22 protein-coding genes are annotated in these 14,591 nt (G+C 43.0%); 21 read left to right on the forward strand and 1 reads right to left on the reverse strand.

What is annotated here, in order from left to right:
- Positions 1-85 precede the first annotated feature (85 nt).
- The 6 genes from LG34_RS10435 to LG34_RS10465 all read left to right on the forward strand — a co-directional run bounded on the left by LG34_RS10435 (position 86) and on the right by LG34_RS10465 (position 6,144).
- Positions 86-718, forward strand: coding sequence for an endonuclease III domain-containing protein (locus tag LG34_RS10435; protein WP_109215992.1), 633 nt, complete (start codon positions 86-88; stop codon positions 716-718).
- Positions 719-857: 139 nt separating this feature from the next.
- A complete protein-coding gene (locus tag LG34_RS10440; protein ID WP_109215993.1) occupies positions 858-1,658 on the forward strand; it encodes an FAD binding domain-containing protein in 801 nt (266 codons plus the stop codon).
- A 1-nt stretch (position 1,659) separates the two neighbouring features.
- Entirely contained in the window at positions 1,660-2,127 is a 468-nt protein-coding gene (locus tag LG34_RS10445) for a (2Fe-2S)-binding protein (RefSeq protein WP_109215994.1), read from the forward strand.
- Positions 2,124-4,400, forward strand: a complete 2,277-nt coding sequence (locus LG34_RS10450) for a xanthine dehydrogenase family protein molybdopterin-binding subunit (RefSeq protein WP_109215995.1) — start codon at positions 2,124-2,126, stop codon at positions 4,398-4,400. Before LG34_RS10445 ends, LG34_RS10450 begins: the two co-directional genes overlap by 4 nt.
- A 224-nt stretch (positions 4,401-4,624) precedes the next feature.
- Positions 4,625-5,611 (forward strand): magnesium transporter CorA family protein, encoded by a 987-nt coding sequence (locus LG34_RS10455; protein ID WP_330427516.1) that lies wholly within the window; start codon positions 4,625-4,627, stop codon positions 5,609-5,611.
- Positions 5,612-5,985: 374 nt separating this feature from the next.
- On the forward strand, positions 5,986-6,144 hold the full coding sequence (locus LG34_RS10465) for a helix-turn-helix domain-containing protein (protein ID WP_109215996.1): 159 nt from the start codon (positions 5,986-5,988) through the stop codon (positions 6,142-6,144).
- Positions 6,145-6,316: 172 nt separating this feature from the next.
- Here the strand turns inward: LG34_RS10465 and LG34_RS10470 are convergent, their stop codons facing one another.
- On the reverse strand, positions 6,317-7,177 hold the full coding sequence (locus tag LG34_RS10470) for a class I SAM-dependent methyltransferase (protein WP_109215997.1): 861 nt from the start codon (positions 7,175-7,177) through the stop codon (positions 6,317-6,319).
- 552 nt (positions 7,178-7,729) lie between these two features.
- Here LG34_RS10470 and rpsJ point away from each other — a divergent pair.
- The 15 genes from rpsJ to LG34_RS10545 all read left to right on the forward strand — a co-directional run bounded on the left by rpsJ (position 7,730) and on the right by LG34_RS10545 (position 14,555).
- A complete protein-coding gene (rpsJ, locus tag LG34_RS10475; RefSeq protein ID WP_022035229.1) occupies positions 7,730-8,047 on the forward strand; it encodes a 30S ribosomal protein S10 in 318 nt (105 codons plus the stop codon).
- A 208-nt stretch (positions 8,048-8,255) separates the two neighbouring features.
- The gene (gene rplC / locus LG34_RS10480; protein ID WP_109215998.1) at positions 8,256-8,933 is read left to right on the forward strand and encodes a 50S ribosomal protein L3; all 678 of its coding nucleotides are present in this window, start codon (positions 8,256-8,258) and stop codon (positions 8,931-8,933) included.
- 32 nt (positions 8,934-8,965) lie between these two features.
- The gene (rplD, locus tag LG34_RS10485; protein WP_021739358.1) at positions 8,966-9,586 is read left to right on the forward strand and encodes a 50S ribosomal protein L4; all 621 of its coding nucleotides are present in this window, start codon (positions 8,966-8,968) and stop codon (positions 9,584-9,586) included.
- Complete coding sequence (gene rplW, locus LG34_RS10490; protein WP_109215999.1) at positions 9,586-9,885, forward strand: 50S ribosomal protein L23; 300 nt, start codon at positions 9,586-9,588, stop codon at positions 9,883-9,885. Before rplD ends, rplW begins: the two co-directional genes overlap by 1 nt.
- Before the next feature lie 72 nt (positions 9,886-9,957).
- The gene (rplB, locus tag LG34_RS10495) at positions 9,958-10,800 is read left to right on the forward strand and encodes a 50S ribosomal protein L2 (RefSeq protein WP_109216000.1); all 843 of its coding nucleotides are present in this window, start codon (positions 9,958-9,960) and stop codon (positions 10,798-10,800) included.
- Between the two features lie 10 nt (positions 10,801-10,810).
- Positions 10,811-11,092: a 30S ribosomal protein S19 gene (gene rpsS, locus LG34_RS10500; protein WP_021739355.1), complete on the forward strand. Its 282-nt coding sequence runs from the start codon at positions 10,811-10,813 to the stop codon at positions 11,090-11,092.
- Positions 11,093-11,113: 21 nt separating this feature from the next.
- Entirely contained in the window at positions 11,114-11,500 is a 387-nt protein-coding gene (gene rplV, locus LG34_RS10505; RefSeq protein ID WP_021739354.1) for a 50S ribosomal protein L22, read from the forward strand.
- Between the two features lie 10 nt (positions 11,501-11,510).
- On the forward strand, positions 11,511-12,164 hold the full coding sequence (gene rpsC / locus LG34_RS10510) for a 30S ribosomal protein S3 (protein ID WP_109216001.1): 654 nt from the start codon (positions 11,511-11,513) through the stop codon (positions 12,162-12,164).
- Entirely contained in the window at positions 12,164-12,589 is a 426-nt protein-coding gene (gene rplP, locus LG34_RS10515) for a 50S ribosomal protein L16 (RefSeq protein ID WP_021739352.1), read from the forward strand. Before rpsC ends, rplP begins: the two co-directional genes overlap by 1 nt.
- A 2-nt stretch (positions 12,590-12,591) precedes the next feature.
- Entirely contained in the window at positions 12,592-12,792 is a 201-nt protein-coding gene (gene rpmC / locus LG34_RS10520; protein ID WP_021739351.1) for a 50S ribosomal protein L29, read from the forward strand.
- Between the two features lie 37 nt (positions 12,793-12,829).
- Positions 12,830-13,087 (forward strand): 30S ribosomal protein S17, encoded by a 258-nt coding sequence (rpsQ, locus tag LG34_RS10525; protein ID WP_081695246.1) that lies wholly within the window; start codon positions 12,830-12,832, stop codon positions 13,085-13,087.
- Between the two features lie 16 nt (positions 13,088-13,103).
- Complete coding sequence (rplN, locus tag LG34_RS10530; RefSeq protein WP_021739349.1) at positions 13,104-13,472, forward strand: 50S ribosomal protein L14; 369 nt, start codon at positions 13,104-13,106, stop codon at positions 13,470-13,472.
- A 13-nt stretch (positions 13,473-13,485) separates the two neighbouring features.
- Positions 13,486-13,791 carry a 50S ribosomal protein L24 gene (gene rplX / locus LG34_RS10535; protein WP_109216002.1) on the forward strand — a complete coding sequence of 102 codons (306 nt, stop codon included), beginning with the start codon at positions 13,486-13,488 and terminating at the stop codon, positions 13,789-13,791.
- A gap of 23 nt (positions 13,792-13,814) precedes the next feature.
- Positions 13,815-14,354 (forward strand): 50S ribosomal protein L5, encoded by a 540-nt coding sequence (gene rplE, locus LG34_RS10540; protein ID WP_109216003.1) that lies wholly within the window; start codon positions 13,815-13,817, stop codon positions 14,352-14,354.
- A 15-nt stretch (positions 14,355-14,369) separates the two neighbouring features.
- The gene (locus LG34_RS10545; RefSeq protein ID WP_021739346.1) at positions 14,370-14,555 is read left to right on the forward strand and encodes a type Z 30S ribosomal protein S14; all 186 of its coding nucleotides are present in this window, start codon (positions 14,370-14,372) and stop codon (positions 14,553-14,555) included.
- Positions 14,556-14,591 lie beyond the last annotated feature (36 nt).

Consider the following 14,591-nt stretch of genomic DNA (forward strand, 5'->3'; position numbering starts at 1 on the left):
CATGACGCGCACCTCGCAACAAGAATGCCGGAGCATTCTTGAATTATAAAGACAAAGATATGCAAAAAAGATTGCGAGGAAAATTATGACGAAAAAGCAAAGGGCGCTTGAAATCATAGACCGTTTAAAAAAAGAATATCCGGATGCGGACTGTACCCTGGATTACGATCAGGCATGGAAACTTCTGATCAGTGTCCGTCTGGCAGCGCAGTGTACGGATGCCAGAGTAAATCAGATCGTTCCGAAACTGTTTGAAAAATATCCAAGCGTGGAAGCACTGGCAGAGGCTGAGGTGGCAGACATTGAGGAGATCGTCCGTCCCTGTGGACTTGGCAAAAGTAAGGCGCGAGATATCAGTGCCTGTATGAAAATGCTTCGGGATGAGTTCGGTGGAAACGTGCCAAAGGATTTTAATGCACTGTTGAAACTTCCGGGGGTCGGCAGAAAAAGTGCAAATCTGATCATGGGTGATGTGTTTGGTGAACCGGCCATTGTGACAGATACGCACTGCATCCGTCTGGTAAACCGCATGGGACTGGTGGATGGCATCAAGGAGCCGAAAAAAGTAGAAATGGAACTGTGGAAGATCATCCCACCGGAGGAAGGCAGTGATTTCTGCCACCGTCTGGTGTGGCATGGCAGAGAAGTCTGTACTGCACGGACACAGCCATATTGTGACAAGTGTTGTTTAAATGATATTTGTAAAAAACGCATCTGATGCTAATGATATAGTAAAGATGCGATAAGAATAAAAATGTCCCTTTGGAAAAGTGAAGATAGTATTTGCATTAAGTAAGGGATGAAAAGCTTTGTATGAGAGAAAACTTTGAAATCATTGTAAAAGAAGGAGAACATGAATGCTGGAAATCAAAGAGTATGTGAAGGTAGAAAGTCTGGAGCAGGCATTTGAATTAAATCAGAAGCGAACCAATCAGATCATTGGTGGAATGCTCTGGATGAAAATGGGAGATCACAGGATACAGACCGCCATCGATCTGTCTGGTCTTGGTCTTGATACCATTGAGGAAGATGAGACGCAGTTTTCCATCGGATGTATGACATCCCTGCGTCAGTTGGAGTTACACGAAGGATTAAACCAGTGGAGTGACGGTGCAGTCCGTGAGAGTGTGCGCCATATCGTAGGTGTACAGTTTCGGAATCTTGCGACCGTAGGTGGGAGTTTGTTTGGAAGGTTTGGATTTTCCGATGTGCTGACCTGCTTTTTGGCAATGGACGCATATGTGGAACTGTATCACAATGGAATCCTGTCTCTGGCAGATTTTGTAAATCTTCCTCGTGATAACGATGTGTTGATTCGTCTCATCATAAAAAAGATACCTGGGAAATGCGTCTATCTGTCTCAGAGAAATACGAAAACAGATTTTCCAGTATTGACATGTGCCGTCTGTCTGGATAAAAAAGGAACCAGAGTGGCAGTCGGTGCAAGACCGCAGAAAGCAATGCTTCTGACTGTTTCTGAGGAGCAGACAGAAGAAATCAGAAAAAACGGTGCGGATGCAGCGGCAAAGATTGCAGAAGAACTTGCGGCTCAGATTCCGACACAGGATAACATGCGCGCCAGTGCCGCATATCGGACTCATCTGGCTAAGGTGCTGATCCGTCGTGCACTGCTGACCGTGACAGAGGAGGTGCAGTAACATGGTTGTGACAATTACATTAAATGGAAAAAAAGTGGATGCACTTGTAAAACCGGACACGTTGCTCATCGACTTTGTGCGTGATCACGGTTGCTATAGCGTAAAACGTGGCTGTGAAACATCCAACTGTGGACTTTGTACCGTATTTGTAAATGAAAAACCGGTGCTTTCCTGCTCCATGCTGGTGGCACGGGTAAATGGATGTAAAGTAGATACGTTAGAGGGACTTCAGAAAGAAGCGGAAGAATTTGGTGCCTTTATTGCGGATCAGGGTGCTGAGCAGTGCGGTTTCTGTAATCCGGGCATGATCATGAATGCCATTGCCTTATTCCGGGAAAATCCGGATCCTTCCGATGAAGAAATCAAAGAATATTTAGCAGGAAACCTCTGCAGATGTTCCGGATATGAGGGACAGATGCGTGGAATCAAAGCGTTTCTGGAATACAAAAAGAATGGAGGCAGCAGATGAAAGCAGTAAATCAGCCAATTCGAAAAAAAGATGCCATGGCGCTGGTGACAGGAAAACCGGTTTTTATGGACGATCTGGTTCCAAAGGACTGTCTGATCGTCAAATTACTGCGCAGCCCCCATGCAAATGCAATCGTAAAAGAAATCGATAAAACAGCAGCGGAGAAAGTACCGGGAATTGAAGCGATTTATACCTGGGAAGATGTACCGCAGCAGCGTTTTACTACGGCAGGACAGACCTATCCAGAGGCAACTCCTTACGATCGTCTGATTCTGGATCAGCATGTGCGTTTTGTAGGTGATCCGGTGGCGATCATTGCCGGAGAAGATGAAGCCTGCGTGGAAAAAGCCATGCGCCTGATCAAAGTAAAATATGAAGTCCTTCCGGCTATTCTGGATTTTCATGTGGCAAAAGACAACGAGATCCTGGTTCATCCGGAAGATAACTGGAGATCTCTCTGTCCGGTTGGAGCGGACAATAAGCGAAATCTTTGTGCCACAGCGAGATCTGAAGAAGGCGATGTGGACGGTGTGATGGCAGAATGTGATACCATCGTGGAGCATACCTATCACACGGTTGCGGATCAGCAGGCGATGATGGAGACCTTCCGTACGTATTGTTCCATCGATGCCTACGGCAGACTGAATATTTTCAGTTCCACACAGATTGTATTCCATGTGCGAAGAATCGTGTCCAATGCCCTTGGTATTCCGAAATCCCAGATCCGTGTGTCAAAACCCCGAGTCGGCGGTGGTTTCGGAGCGAAACAGACCGCTGTTTCTGAGGTTTATCCGGCATTTGTAACCTGGATGACAAAGAAACCGTCCAAAATTATTTTTACCAGAGTGGAATGCCAGATCGCTTCCTCACCACGTCATGAGATGGAAGTACACGTAAAAGTAGGTGCCATGAAGGACGGAACCATCCGTGCCATTGACATGTATACACTGTCAAATACCGGTGCTTACGGCGAGCATGGCCCGACAACCGTAGGATTAAGCGGACACAAATCCATTCCGCTTTATGCAAAAGCAGAGGCATTCCGTTTTGACTACGATGTTGTGTATACAAACGTAATGTCTGCCGGAGCATATCGAGGTTATGGTGCGACGCAGGGACAGTTTGCGTTGGAATCAGCAGTAAACGAACTGGCGCAGAAACTGCATATGGATCCGGTGAAGCTGCGTGAGCTGAATATGGTGCGGGAAGGCGAGATCATGCCAGCGTATTACGGTGAGCGAAACAACAGCTGCGCATTAGACCGCTGTCTGAAACGTGCGGCAGAGATGATCGGCTGGGAAGAAAAATTCCCTTGCCGCGACATGGGTAATGGAAAAGTGCGGAGCGTCGGTATGGCAATGTCCATGCAGGGATCCGGTATTTCTAACGTGGACGTAGGTTCTGCGACTATTAAGTTGAATGAAGACGGAAGTTATCTGCTTTCTATCGGTGCCGCTGATATGGGAACCGGATGCGATACAACGCTGGCACAGGTGGCAGCAGAATGTCTGGAATGTGATACGGACAAAATTGCAGTATCCGGTGCGGATACAGATACGTCTCCTTACGATTCCGGATCTTATGCTTCCAGTACCGCATACATTACCGGTAAAGCAGTGGAAAAAACTGCCCGACATCTGATCGAAGAAATCAGAGCGACCGCGGCGCAGATGTTGGAGTGCGGGGTGGAAGATACCAGATTTGAAGGAGATCATGTAAGCTGTGTTTCCACAGGAAAATCTGTGACAACAGCAGAGATTGGTGTACATTCCATGTGTGCCAATAATCATGCGCTTCAGGTAACAGAAAGTCATTATTCTCCGACTTCTCCGCCACCGTTTATGGTTGGAATGGCAGAAGTGGAAATTGATAAAGAAACCGGTGAACTGGAACTGATCGATTATGTGGCTGTGGTTGACTGTGGAACACCGCTGAACCCGAACCTTGCGAGAGTTCAGGTAGAAGGAGGACTGGGACAGGGCATCGGCATGGCATTGTACGAGAATGTACAATATACGGATTATGGAAGAATGATGAACAATTCCCTGATGCAGTATAAGATTCCTGCCCGCGTGGATTTATGTAAACTTCGCGTAGAGTTCGAGAGCAGTTATGAGCAGTCCGGTCCATTTGGTGCAAAATCCATCGGAGAGATTGTTATCAACACACCGTCTCCGGCTCTTGCACATGCAGTCGCAAACGCAACCGGTGTCTGGGTGCGTGAACTTCCGATCACACCGGAGAAAATTGCGATGGGTGTACCGGAGCAGTAAGGGAAAAAGAAGTAAAAATGTGTGTGTTTCCTTATGAAAAAGGAAAAGAATATGAAAAAGACCGGTAAAAGTTAATTTCAACACTACCAAAATGCCTTGAAACTTGGTATACTAAGTTTTAAGGCATTCTTTTACTTCTTCAAAGCAAAAGAATACTCCGTAAGGATTGCAGAACTGAACAGCGGAAAATATCAGCTTTGCAGATGTTCAGTTCGCAGCAAGATTTGCAGACAAATCTTGAATATATCAGAAAGGCAGGTGTGGCACATATGATGACCGTGTACAAGACGGACAACCGTGTCCTTCATGAAGTAGAAGAGATGGATCCGGGAGTCTGGATCATGATGACAAACCCAACAATGGAGGAGAGTCAGGAAGTCGCGGAACAATATGATATCGATATGGCAGACGTCCGTGCCGCACTGGATGAGGAAGAAAGTTCCCGTATTGAGCTGGAGGATGGATATACCCTGATCCTGGTGGATATTCCGGCAACAGAGATCCGTCATGAATCCAAAAACTATACAACTATCCCGCTTGGTATCCTTCTGACACAGGAATGTATCATTACCGTATGTACCGAGGAGACTCCGATCCTGCAGCATTTCATTGAGCGCAGAGTCCGTGAATTTTCCACAAAGAAGAAAATGCGTTTTGTATATCAGATTCTGTTCCGCACAGCGGCAATGTATCAGAGTACACTGCGTATCATTGATAAAAAGAGAACCGACATCGAGGAAAATATCGGCGGAAATACTGAAGATGAAGACCTTGTAAATTTACATGAACTGGAATCTACGCTGGTATACTTTGCCACATCCTTAAGAGCAAACGGTGTTGTGTTGGAGCGTCTGTCCAGATACAAACGACTGGAGCAGTATCCGGAAGATACGGAGCTGTTGGATGACGTCATTATTGAGAACAAGCAGGCGATTGAGATGACAATGATCTACCGAGATATCATTAATGGTACCCGCGAACTGGTATCCTCAGTTATTAACAACCGACTGAACAACGTCATGAAATACCTGACATCCATCACACTGGTCATGGCGATTCCGACCATCATTTCCGGATTATACGGAATGAACGTCAGTGGAAAATGGATGCCATTGTCCAATACACCTTACGGATTTGGAATCATCTGTCTTGGTACATTGATCATTTGTATTCTGATCCTGCTGATCTTAAGAAAGAAAAATATGTTGTAGTAATGTCATCAAATCTGCAATTTAGAATGGTGAGGTTACATAACATCACAAAAAACGTCCGTTTTTTCACAGAAAACGACATTGAGATAGAACGTTGCATATGAAATAATTATCCCATCGAGATAATAAATTTCATATGCGGCGTTTTTTTATGCAGGAAAAGAAGTTCCGGGCATAAAAGTAACCCGCAAAAAACAGGAGGGGAATTAACAATGTGAAAACCATCTATGCAGAGGCTCAGCCGGGGAAAGTAGTCTTAAAGGAGAAGGAGATTCCGGCACCGGGAAAAGGAGAAGTATTACTGAAAGCAAAATACAGTGCCATGAGCCCGGGAACAGAAAACGGATTACAAAGCATATCTGACTTCCATCCGAATGGAAGAAGCAATCAAACTGCTGATCCAGACAGATGCCAAGATGTATGAGATTGGTGAAAAAGTCGGATATAACAATGTGCGGCGGTTTGTGGATGCGTTCAAGCAGATTTATTCCATGAGCCCGATGGAATACCGTAAAACCTTTCGGGAAGATTAAAGCGTGATGCCCTGGTAGTGGAAAAATATAATATAAAGAAGAAAACTATATCACAGACATAGAAATTTTGCCTTGTGATATAGTTTTTTTAGTACTGATTAAATTTTGCTACATAGTGGCAGCTATAAACAGATTTACAATTCTGCCAGGTCATTGCATCGGGGAAACTCTGTTATTTAGATTCCCAGCGACCGGATGCTCCACATGGAAGAACCAGTCCGTTGGAAGAAACCGGAAGTCCGATTTCATCAGCAGTTACGATACCGTTGTATTTTTTCATAACGGTTCCGAGCATGTAAGCCAGTACTGCTGGTTGAAGTCCTGTTGTATAAGAATTAATCAGGAAGAACAGCGGATCATCGGAGAGGATCTGTGTACACAGTTTTACCAGTGGGTAAACAGATTCCTCAATTTTCCAGATTTCACCTTTCGGTCCTCTGCCATAAGAAGGCGGATCCATAATGATTGCATCGTAGTGGTTGCCGCGGCGGATCTCACGCTCTACAAATTTCACACAGTCATCCACCAGCCAGCGGATCGGTCTGTCACTGAGACCGGAAGAAGCAGCATTTTCTTTTGCCCACTGAACCATTCCTTTGGAAGCGTCCACATGAGTAACCTGTGCGCCTGCAGCGGCAGCAGCAAGTGTTGCCCCACCGGTATAAGCAAATAAGTTTAATACTTTGATCGGTCTGCCTGCTTTACGAATCTTGTCACCGAACCAGTCCCAGTTTGCAGCCTGCTCCGGGAATAAGCCGGTATGTTTAAAGCTGAATGGCTTTAAGTTAAAGGTAAGTTCATTGTAATGAATGGTCCACTGCTCCGGCAGATCGAAAAATTCCCATTCACCGCCGCCTTTTTTACTTCTATGATAGTGGGCATTGTGCTTGTGCCATCCCTTTTCCGTTTTCGGGGTATCCCAGATGACCTGCGGGTCCGGGCGAACCAGGAGATATTTTCCCCATCGCTCCAGCTTCTCACCCTGAGAACAATCAATCACCTGATAATCTTTCCAGTTTCTTGCTATCCACATTGTCTATTTCCTCTACTTTCTCAATGAAATTGTCTTTGTATAAAATGTGTTTCTTCTTATTATATTATAATAATGTATGTGCTTGTATGCGTTTGTACAATTCTTTATGATTATAGATGCTACTGCTACGTTCGTCAAGGAGATAAGCGATGTAGCGGAAATAGAAAATGATCGTGTCTTGGTGTATGTTTCTCTTCTTCACGCTTTCTTAGCAATCATTTTTGTATCAAAAATTAATGTATTTATAAAAATACAAGAAAAACACGAATATTTTGAAAAAAATTGAAAAAACTACTTGCAATTCCGAAAGAAATCTCTTATACTAGCTATTGCTGTGACATGATAGCAATGAAGCGCGAGGTTGCTGCCCGAGTGGCAGGTTTTCCGTGGAGCGAATGTCAAGTTAGGAAACTGACGACAAGTCACTGTACTGAAACTGAAGACCATGAAATGGTTGAAAACAACGTGTGAGATTGAATGATACACACGGGAGAGTGTACAGTCACCGCTTGTCGTACTAATCAAAAGTGCGAAAAGGAGGCGACTTTTTTTATGGCAAGTCAAGTAATGAGAATCATTCTCAAGGCTTATGACCACGAGATGGTGGATGCATCAGCAAAGAAAATTATCGAAACTGTAAAGAAAAACGGATCACAGGTGAGCGGACCGGTACCACTTCCTACTAAGAAAGAGGTTGTAACAATCTTAAGAGCGGTTCACAAATACAAAGATTCCAGAGAGCAGTTCGAGCAGAGAACACACAAGAGACTGATCGACATCGTAGCACCAACACAGAAAACTGTTGATGCACTGTCAAGATTAGAAATGCCGGCTGGTGTCAGCATCGACATCAAGATGAAAAACAAATAATTCATCTGGTAAAAAGTCTTCCTTATATAATAGGAAGCAACATGATTAAGGTAAAATCCTGAAGGGTTATATATAGAAGCAGCATTCTTCGAATCCGTTTTAACCCACGTTGCAAAACAACAATGGATTCAATGTTCCACTTATATATCACTGTTCTAGGATGAGCGCATAAAGCGCTCCGCTGTAGAGTAAACAGGAGGTAAATGAGATGAAGAAAGCTATCTTAGCTACAAAAGTCGGAATGACTCAAATCTTCAACGCAGACGGAGTTTTAGTTCCGGTTACTGTATTACAGGCTGGTCCGTGCTACGTTACACAGATCAAAACTGTTGATAACGATGGATACAGCGCTGTACAGGTTGGTTTTGTTGACAAAAAAGAGAAAGTTGTTACAAAAGATGCCAACGGTAAAAAAGAAATCAAACACAGACATGGTGTTAACAAAGCAGAGAAAGGTCACTTTGACAAAGCTGGCGTATCCGGTAAGAGATTCGTTCGCGAGTTCAAATTTGACAATGCTGAGGAATACAACCTTGCAGATGTGATCAAAGCTGATATCTTCGCTGAAGGCGACAAGATCGATGCAACAGCAATTTCCAAAGGTAAAGGTTTCCAGGGCGCAATTAAGAGATTTGGTCAGCACAGAGGACCTATGGCTCATGGTTCTAAATTCCATCGTCATCAGGGTTCCAACGGCGCTTGTTCTTCTCCGAGTAAAGTATTCAAAGGAAAAGGCATGCCAGGACACATGGGTAGCGTAAAGGTTACAGTTCAGAACCTTGAAGTTGTTCGTGTAGATGCTGAGAACAATTTACTTTTAGTTAAAGGTTCCGTACCAGGACCTAAGAAATCTTTAGTAACAATCAAGGAAACAGTAAAAGCTTAAGTTTTACTTGATTAGGAAAGGAGGACACACAGATGGCTAACGTATCTGTTTATAATATGGAAGGCAACGAAGTGGGCTCCATGGAACTGAATGACGCAGTTTTCGGTGTAGAAGTTAACGAGCATTTAGTACACATGGCAGTTGTACAGCAGCTTGCAAATAATCGTCAGGGAACTCAGAAAGCAAAAACACGTTCTGAAGTTAGCGGCGGTGGAAGAAAACCTTGGAGACAGAAAGGAACCGGTCATGCAAGACAGGGTTCAACAAGAGCTCCGCAGTGGACAGGTGGTGGAGTAGTATTCGCTCCGGTACCGAGAGATTACTCTTTCAAGATCAACAAAAAAGAGAAAAGAGCAGCTTTAAAATCCGCTCTGACATCCAGAGTAGAGGCTCAGAAATTTGTTGTTTTAGATGAGTTAAAATTAGAAGCAATCAAAACAAAAGATTTTGTTAAAGTATTAAATAACTTAAATGTTTCCAAAGCACTGGTTGTTATGGGAGACAAAGATGTTGTTATTGAGAAATCCGCAGCAAATGTACCGGATGTTAAAACAACACAGGCTACACTGTTAAATGTATACGATATCCTGAAATATGATACCGTGATCACAACAAAAGCAGCTGTAGAGAAAATCGAGGAGGTATACGCATAATGGCAAACGTACAGTACTACGATGTAATCCTCAAACCGGTTATTACAGAGAAAAGCATGAATATCATGGCTGAGAAAAAATATACTTTCCTGGTTCATCCGGAAGCTAACAAAGCTATGATCAAAGAAGCTGTTGAGAAAATGTTCGACGGCGTTAAAGTTGCAAAAGTTAACACAATGAATTGCGAAGGCAAAACAAAAAGACGTGGAATGACTTTTGGTAAAACTGCTAAAACAAAAAAAGCTATCGTTCAGTTAACAGAGGATAGCAAAGATATCGAGATCTTCGCAGGTCTGTAAGATATCCACAAAGCAGTAGGCTAGGCACAGTAAAGTGCGATAATAAAACACAGTATTGAAAGGAGATTCATTATGGGAATCAAAACATATAACCCATATACACCTTCCAGAAGAAATATGACTGGTTCTGACTTCTCTGAGATCACAAAGAGCACTCCTGAGAAATCCTTACTGGTTTCCTTAAACAAAAATTCTGGACGTAATAATCAGGGTAAAATCACTGTTAGACACCGCGGAGGCGGAGCTAAGAAAAAATACAGAATCATCGATTTCAAAAGAAATAAAGATGGTATTCCGGCAACTGTTATCGGTATCGAGTACGATCCGAACAGAACAGCTAATATCGCTCTGATCAGCTACGCTGATGGTCAGAAAGCATATATCCTTGCACCGGCAGGACTTACAGATGGTATGAAAGTTATGAACGGACCGGAAGCTGAGGTTCGCGTAGGTAACTGCTTACCGCTGGCAAACATCCCAGTTGGTACACAGGTTCACAATATTGAGTTACATCCGGGTAAAGGCGGACAGCTGGTTCGTTCCGCAGGAATGAGCGCACAGCTTATGGCTAAAGAGGGCAAATATGCTACTTTAAGACTTCCGTCCGGAGAGATGAGAATGGTTCCTATTAATTGCCGTGCAACAGTAGGTGTTATCGGAAACGGTGACCACAGCCTGATCAACATCGGTAAAGCAGGACGTAAACGTCACATGGGTATCCGCCCAACAGTACGTGGTTCTGTTATGAACCCGAATGACCATCCACACGGTGGTGGTGAAGGCAAGACAAGTATCGGTCGTCCAGGTCCATGCACACCTTGGGGCAAACCTGCTCTTGGCTTAAAGACAAGAAAGAAAAACAAACAGTCTAACAAACTTATCGTAAGAAGAAGAGACGGTAAAGCAATCAAATAGGAGGTTTAATATGGCTCGTTCATTAAAAAAAGGACCATTTGCTGATGAAAGCTTACTGAAAAAGATTGATGCTATGAACGCTGCAGGAGACAAACAGGTAATCAAAACCTGGTCCCGCCGTTCCACAATCTTCCCGCAGATGGTTGGACATACAATCGCAGTTCATGATGGAAGAAAACATGTTCCTGTATATGTTACAGAAGATATGGTTGGACACAAACTCGGTGAGTTCGTAGCAACCAGAACATACAGAGGACATGGAAAAGACGAAAAGAAATCTAAAGTAAGATAATTTTGGAAGGAGGTTATATCCATGGCAAAAGGACATAGATCCCAAATTAAAAGAGAGAGAAATGCACAGAAAGATACCAGACCTTCAGCAAAATTATCATATGCTAGAATGTCTGTACAGAAAGCTTGCTTCGTACTGGATGCAATCCGTGGCAAAGATGTAAAAACAGCTTTAGCTATCGTAATGTACAATCCGAGATACGCATCAAGCGTTATTGAAAAATTATTAAAATCAGCAATTGCTAATGCTGAGAACAACAACGGAATGAAAGTTGATGACCTTTATGTAGAAGAGTGCTACGCAAATAAAGGACCTACAATGAAGAGAATTCATCCGAGAGCACAGGGTAGAGCTTACAGAATCGAGAAGAGAATGAGCCACATCACAATCGTGCTTAATGAAAGATAGGAGGTAAAACATGGGACAGAAAGTTAATCCTCATGGCTTGAGAGTCGGTGTTATCAAAGACTGGAGTTCTAAATGGTATGCAGAAGGCAATTTTGCAGATCTCTTAGTTGAAGATTACAATATCAGAAAATTTTTAAAGAAAAAATTATACAGCGCAGGAATCGCTAAAATCGAGATCGAGAGAGCTTCTGACCGCGTTAAAGTTATCGTTTACACAGCTAAACCGGGTGTTGTAATCGGTAAAGGCGGAGCTGAGATCGAGAAAGTGAAAAAAGAGCTTCAGAAATATACAGATAAGAAATTAATCGTAGATATCAAAGAAGTTAAGAGACCGGACAAAGACGCTCAGCTCGTTGCAGAGAACATCGCAGCACAGCTTGAGAACCGTGTATCTTTCCGTCGTGCTATGAAATCCTGCATGGGCAGAAGTATGAAAGCTGGCGTTAAAGGTATCAAAACATCCGTTTCTGGACGTCTTGGTGGAGCAGATATGGCTCGTACAGAGTTCTACAGCGAAGGTACTATTCCGCTTCAGACACTGAGAGCTGATATCGACTACGGTTTCGCAGAAGCAGATACAACCTACGGTAAAGTAGGCGTTAAAGTATGGATCTACAAAGGTGAAGTACTTCCGAAAAAGGCAGTGGAAGGGAGCGATAAATAATGTTAATGCCAAAAAGAGTTAAAAGACGTAAACAGTTCCGTGGCACAATGGCTGGTAAAGCGTTAAGAGGCAATAAGATTACAAACGGTGAATACGGTATCGTTGCTCTCGAGCCATGCTGGATCAAATCTAACCAGATTGAGGCAGCCCGTGTTGCCATGACACGTTACATCAAACGTGGTGGTAAAGTTTGGATCAAAATTTTCCCGGACAAACCAGTAACAGCTAAACCGGCTGAGACACGTATGGGTTCCGGAAAAGGTGCTTTGGAATATTGGGTAGCTGTAGTTAAACCGGGTCGCGTATTATTCGAGATCTCCGGTGTGTCTGAAGAAATCGCTCGTGAAGCGTTAAGACTTGCAACTCACAAATTACCATGCAAGTGCAAAATCGTTTCCCGTGAAGACTTAGAAGGCGGTGAATAAGAATGAAATCTAGTGAATATTTAAAAGAGTTAAGAACACAGAGCGCTGCTCAGTTACAGGAACAGTTAGTAGCTGCAAAAAAAGAACTTTTCAATCTTAGATTCCAGAACGCAACAAATCAGTTGGACAATACTGGAAGAATTAAAGAAGTTAGAAAAAATATTGCCAGAATTCAGACCGTTATCACTGAGAAAGCGGAGTAATTCCCCTGGCGAGTAACCCATGAAAGGAGAACGCATCGTGGAAGAAAGAAATCTTAGAAAAACACGTGTTGGTAAAGTTGTAAGCGACAAGATGGACAAAACAATCGTTGTAGCTATCCAGGATAATGTAAGACATCCTCTTTACAACAAAATCGTGAAAAAAACTTATAAATTAAAAGCTCATGACGAGAACAATGAATGTGGTATCGGTGATACAGTCAGAGTTATGGAAACAAGACCTTTATCTAAAGATAAAAGATGGAGACTTGTAGAGATTATGGAGAAAGCAAAATAAGAAGGAGGCTGCCAGCATGATTCAACAGGAAAGCAGACTTAGAGTAGCTGATAATACAGGAGCAAAAGAGTTACTTTGCATCCGTGTTATGGGCGGTTCTACAAGAAGATATGCTAACATTGGTGATGTTATTGTAGCTACAGTTAAAGATGCAACACCAGGCGGAGTTGTTAAAAAAGGCGACGTTGTGAAAGCTGTAGTTGTTCGTACTAAAAGAGGCGCACGTCGTAAAGACGGTTCCTACATCAAATTTGATGAGAACGCTGCTGTTATCATCAAAGATGACAAAACTCCAAGAGGAACTCGTATTTTTGGACCGGTTGCAAGAGAACTTCGTGAGAAACAGTTCATGAAGATTGTTTCCCTCGCTCCGGAAGTATTATAGGAGGTACCGATTAATGCTGAAAATTAAAAAAGGTGATACAGTTAAAGTAATCGCTGGAAAAGATAAAGACAAAGAAGGCAAAGTAATCGCTGTTAACGCTAAGAAAAACACAGTTACTGTTGAAGGTATCAACATGGTTACAAAACATACAAAACCAAGTATGGCTAACCAGGCAGGTGGTATCGTTCAGCAGGAAGGACCGATCGATATTTCTAACGTTATGTATGTTCATAAAGGAGCAGCTACTCGTGTAGGCTTCAAGATGGACGGCGACAAAAAAGTTCGTTTCGCTAAATCAACTGGCGAAGTGATTGATTAATCAAAGAGAGGAGGTCCATCAAGTTGAGTAGACTGAAAGACACATATCAGAATGAGATCGTAGACGCTATGATCAAAAAATTTGGATATAAAAATATCATGGAAGTGCCGAAACTTGACAAAATTGTTATCAACATGGGTGTTGGTGAGGCAAAAGAGAACGCAAAGATTCTTGAGGCAGCTATGAAAGATCTTGAGATCATTGCAGGTCAGAAACCAATTACAACAAAAGCTAAGAATTCCATCGCTAACTTCAAAATCAGAGAAGGTATGCCGATCGGATGCAAAGTTACTTTAAGAGGCGAGAAAATGTATGAGTTCCTTGATCGTCTTGTAAACCTTGCATTACCGCGTGTACGTGACTTCCGTGGCGTAAACCCGAATGCATTTGACGGCAGAGGTAACTATGCACTTGGTATCAAAGAGCAGTTAATCTTCCCTGAAATTGAGTATGATAAAGTTGACAAAGTAAGAGGTATGGATATCATCTTCGTTACAACAGCTAACACAGATGAAGAAGCACGCGAATTACTGACACAGTTCAACATGCCATTCGCTAAATAACAGGAGGGGACTTTAATGGCTAAGAAATCAATGAAAATCAAACAGCAGCGTACACCGAAATTCTCTACCAGAGCATATACACGCTGCAAAATCTGTGGACGTCCGCATTCTGTATTAAAGAAATATGGTATCTGCAGAGTATGTTTCCGTGAATTAGCTTACAAAGGTGAGATTCCGGGCGTTAAGAAAGCAAGCTGGTAAGATACACTTAACGAAAGCAAGCTGAATGAAAATATT

It is taken from the genome of Eubacterium ramulus, assembly GCF_003122485.1.
In the GTDB taxonomy this organism is placed as follows: domain Bacteria; phylum Bacillota; class Clostridia; order Lachnospirales; family Lachnospiraceae; genus Eubacterium_I; species Eubacterium_I ramulus_A.

Bases quoted from the DNA above. Each gene is read 5' to 3' on its own strand.
- LG34_RS10435 (WP_109215992.1), top strand. From the start codon at position 86: ATGACGAAAAAGCAAAGGGCGCTTGAAATCATAGACCGTTTAAAAAAA.
- LG34_RS10440 (WP_109215993.1), top strand. From the start codon at position 858: ATGCTGGAAATCAAAGAGTATGTGAAGGTAGAAAGTCTGGAGCAGGCA.
- LG34_RS10445 (WP_109215994.1), top strand. From the start codon at position 1,660: ATGGTTGTGACAATTACATTAAATGGAAAAAAAGTGGATGCACTTGTA.
- LG34_RS10450 (WP_109215995.1), top strand. From the start codon at position 2,124: ATGAAAGCAGTAAATCAGCCAATTCGAAAAAAAGATGCCATGGCGCTG.
- LG34_RS10465 (WP_109215996.1), top strand. From the start codon at position 5,986: ATGGAAGAAGCAATCAAACTGCTGATCCAGACAGATGCCAAGATGTAT.
- LG34_RS10470 (WP_109215997.1), bottom strand. From the start codon at position 7,177: ATGTGGATAGCAAGAAACTGGAAAGATTATCAGGTGATTGATTGTTCT.
- rpsJ (WP_022035229.1), top strand. From the start codon at position 7,730: ATGGCAAGTCAAGTAATGAGAATCATTCTCAAGGCTTATGACCACGAG.
- rplC (WP_109215998.1), top strand. From the start codon at position 8,256: ATGAAGAAAGCTATCTTAGCTACAAAAGTCGGAATGACTCAAATCTTC.
- rplD (WP_021739358.1), top strand. From the start codon at position 8,966: ATGGCTAACGTATCTGTTTATAATATGGAAGGCAACGAAGTGGGCTCC.
- rplW (WP_109215999.1), top strand. From the start codon at position 9,586: ATGGCAAACGTACAGTACTACGATGTAATCCTCAAACCGGTTATTACA.
- rplB (WP_109216000.1), top strand. From the start codon at position 9,958: ATGGGAATCAAAACATATAACCCATATACACCTTCCAGAAGAAATATG.
- rpsS (WP_021739355.1), top strand. From the start codon at position 10,811: ATGGCTCGTTCATTAAAAAAAGGACCATTTGCTGATGAAAGCTTACTG.
- rplV (WP_021739354.1), top strand. From the start codon at position 11,114: ATGGCAAAAGGACATAGATCCCAAATTAAAAGAGAGAGAAATGCACAG.
- rpsC (WP_109216001.1), top strand. From the start codon at position 11,511: ATGGGACAGAAAGTTAATCCTCATGGCTTGAGAGTCGGTGTTATCAAA.
- rplP (WP_021739352.1), top strand. From the start codon at position 12,164: ATGTTAATGCCAAAAAGAGTTAAAAGACGTAAACAGTTCCGTGGCACA.
- rpmC (WP_021739351.1), top strand. From the start codon at position 12,592: ATGAAATCTAGTGAATATTTAAAAGAGTTAAGAACACAGAGCGCTGCT.
- rplN (WP_021739349.1), top strand. From the start codon at position 13,104: ATGATTCAACAGGAAAGCAGACTTAGAGTAGCTGATAATACAGGAGCA.
- rplX (WP_109216002.1), top strand. From the start codon at position 13,486: ATGCTGAAAATTAAAAAAGGTGATACAGTTAAAGTAATCGCTGGAAAA.
- LG34_RS10545 (WP_021739346.1), top strand. From the start codon at position 14,370: ATGGCTAAGAAATCAATGAAAATCAAACAGCAGCGTACACCGAAATTC.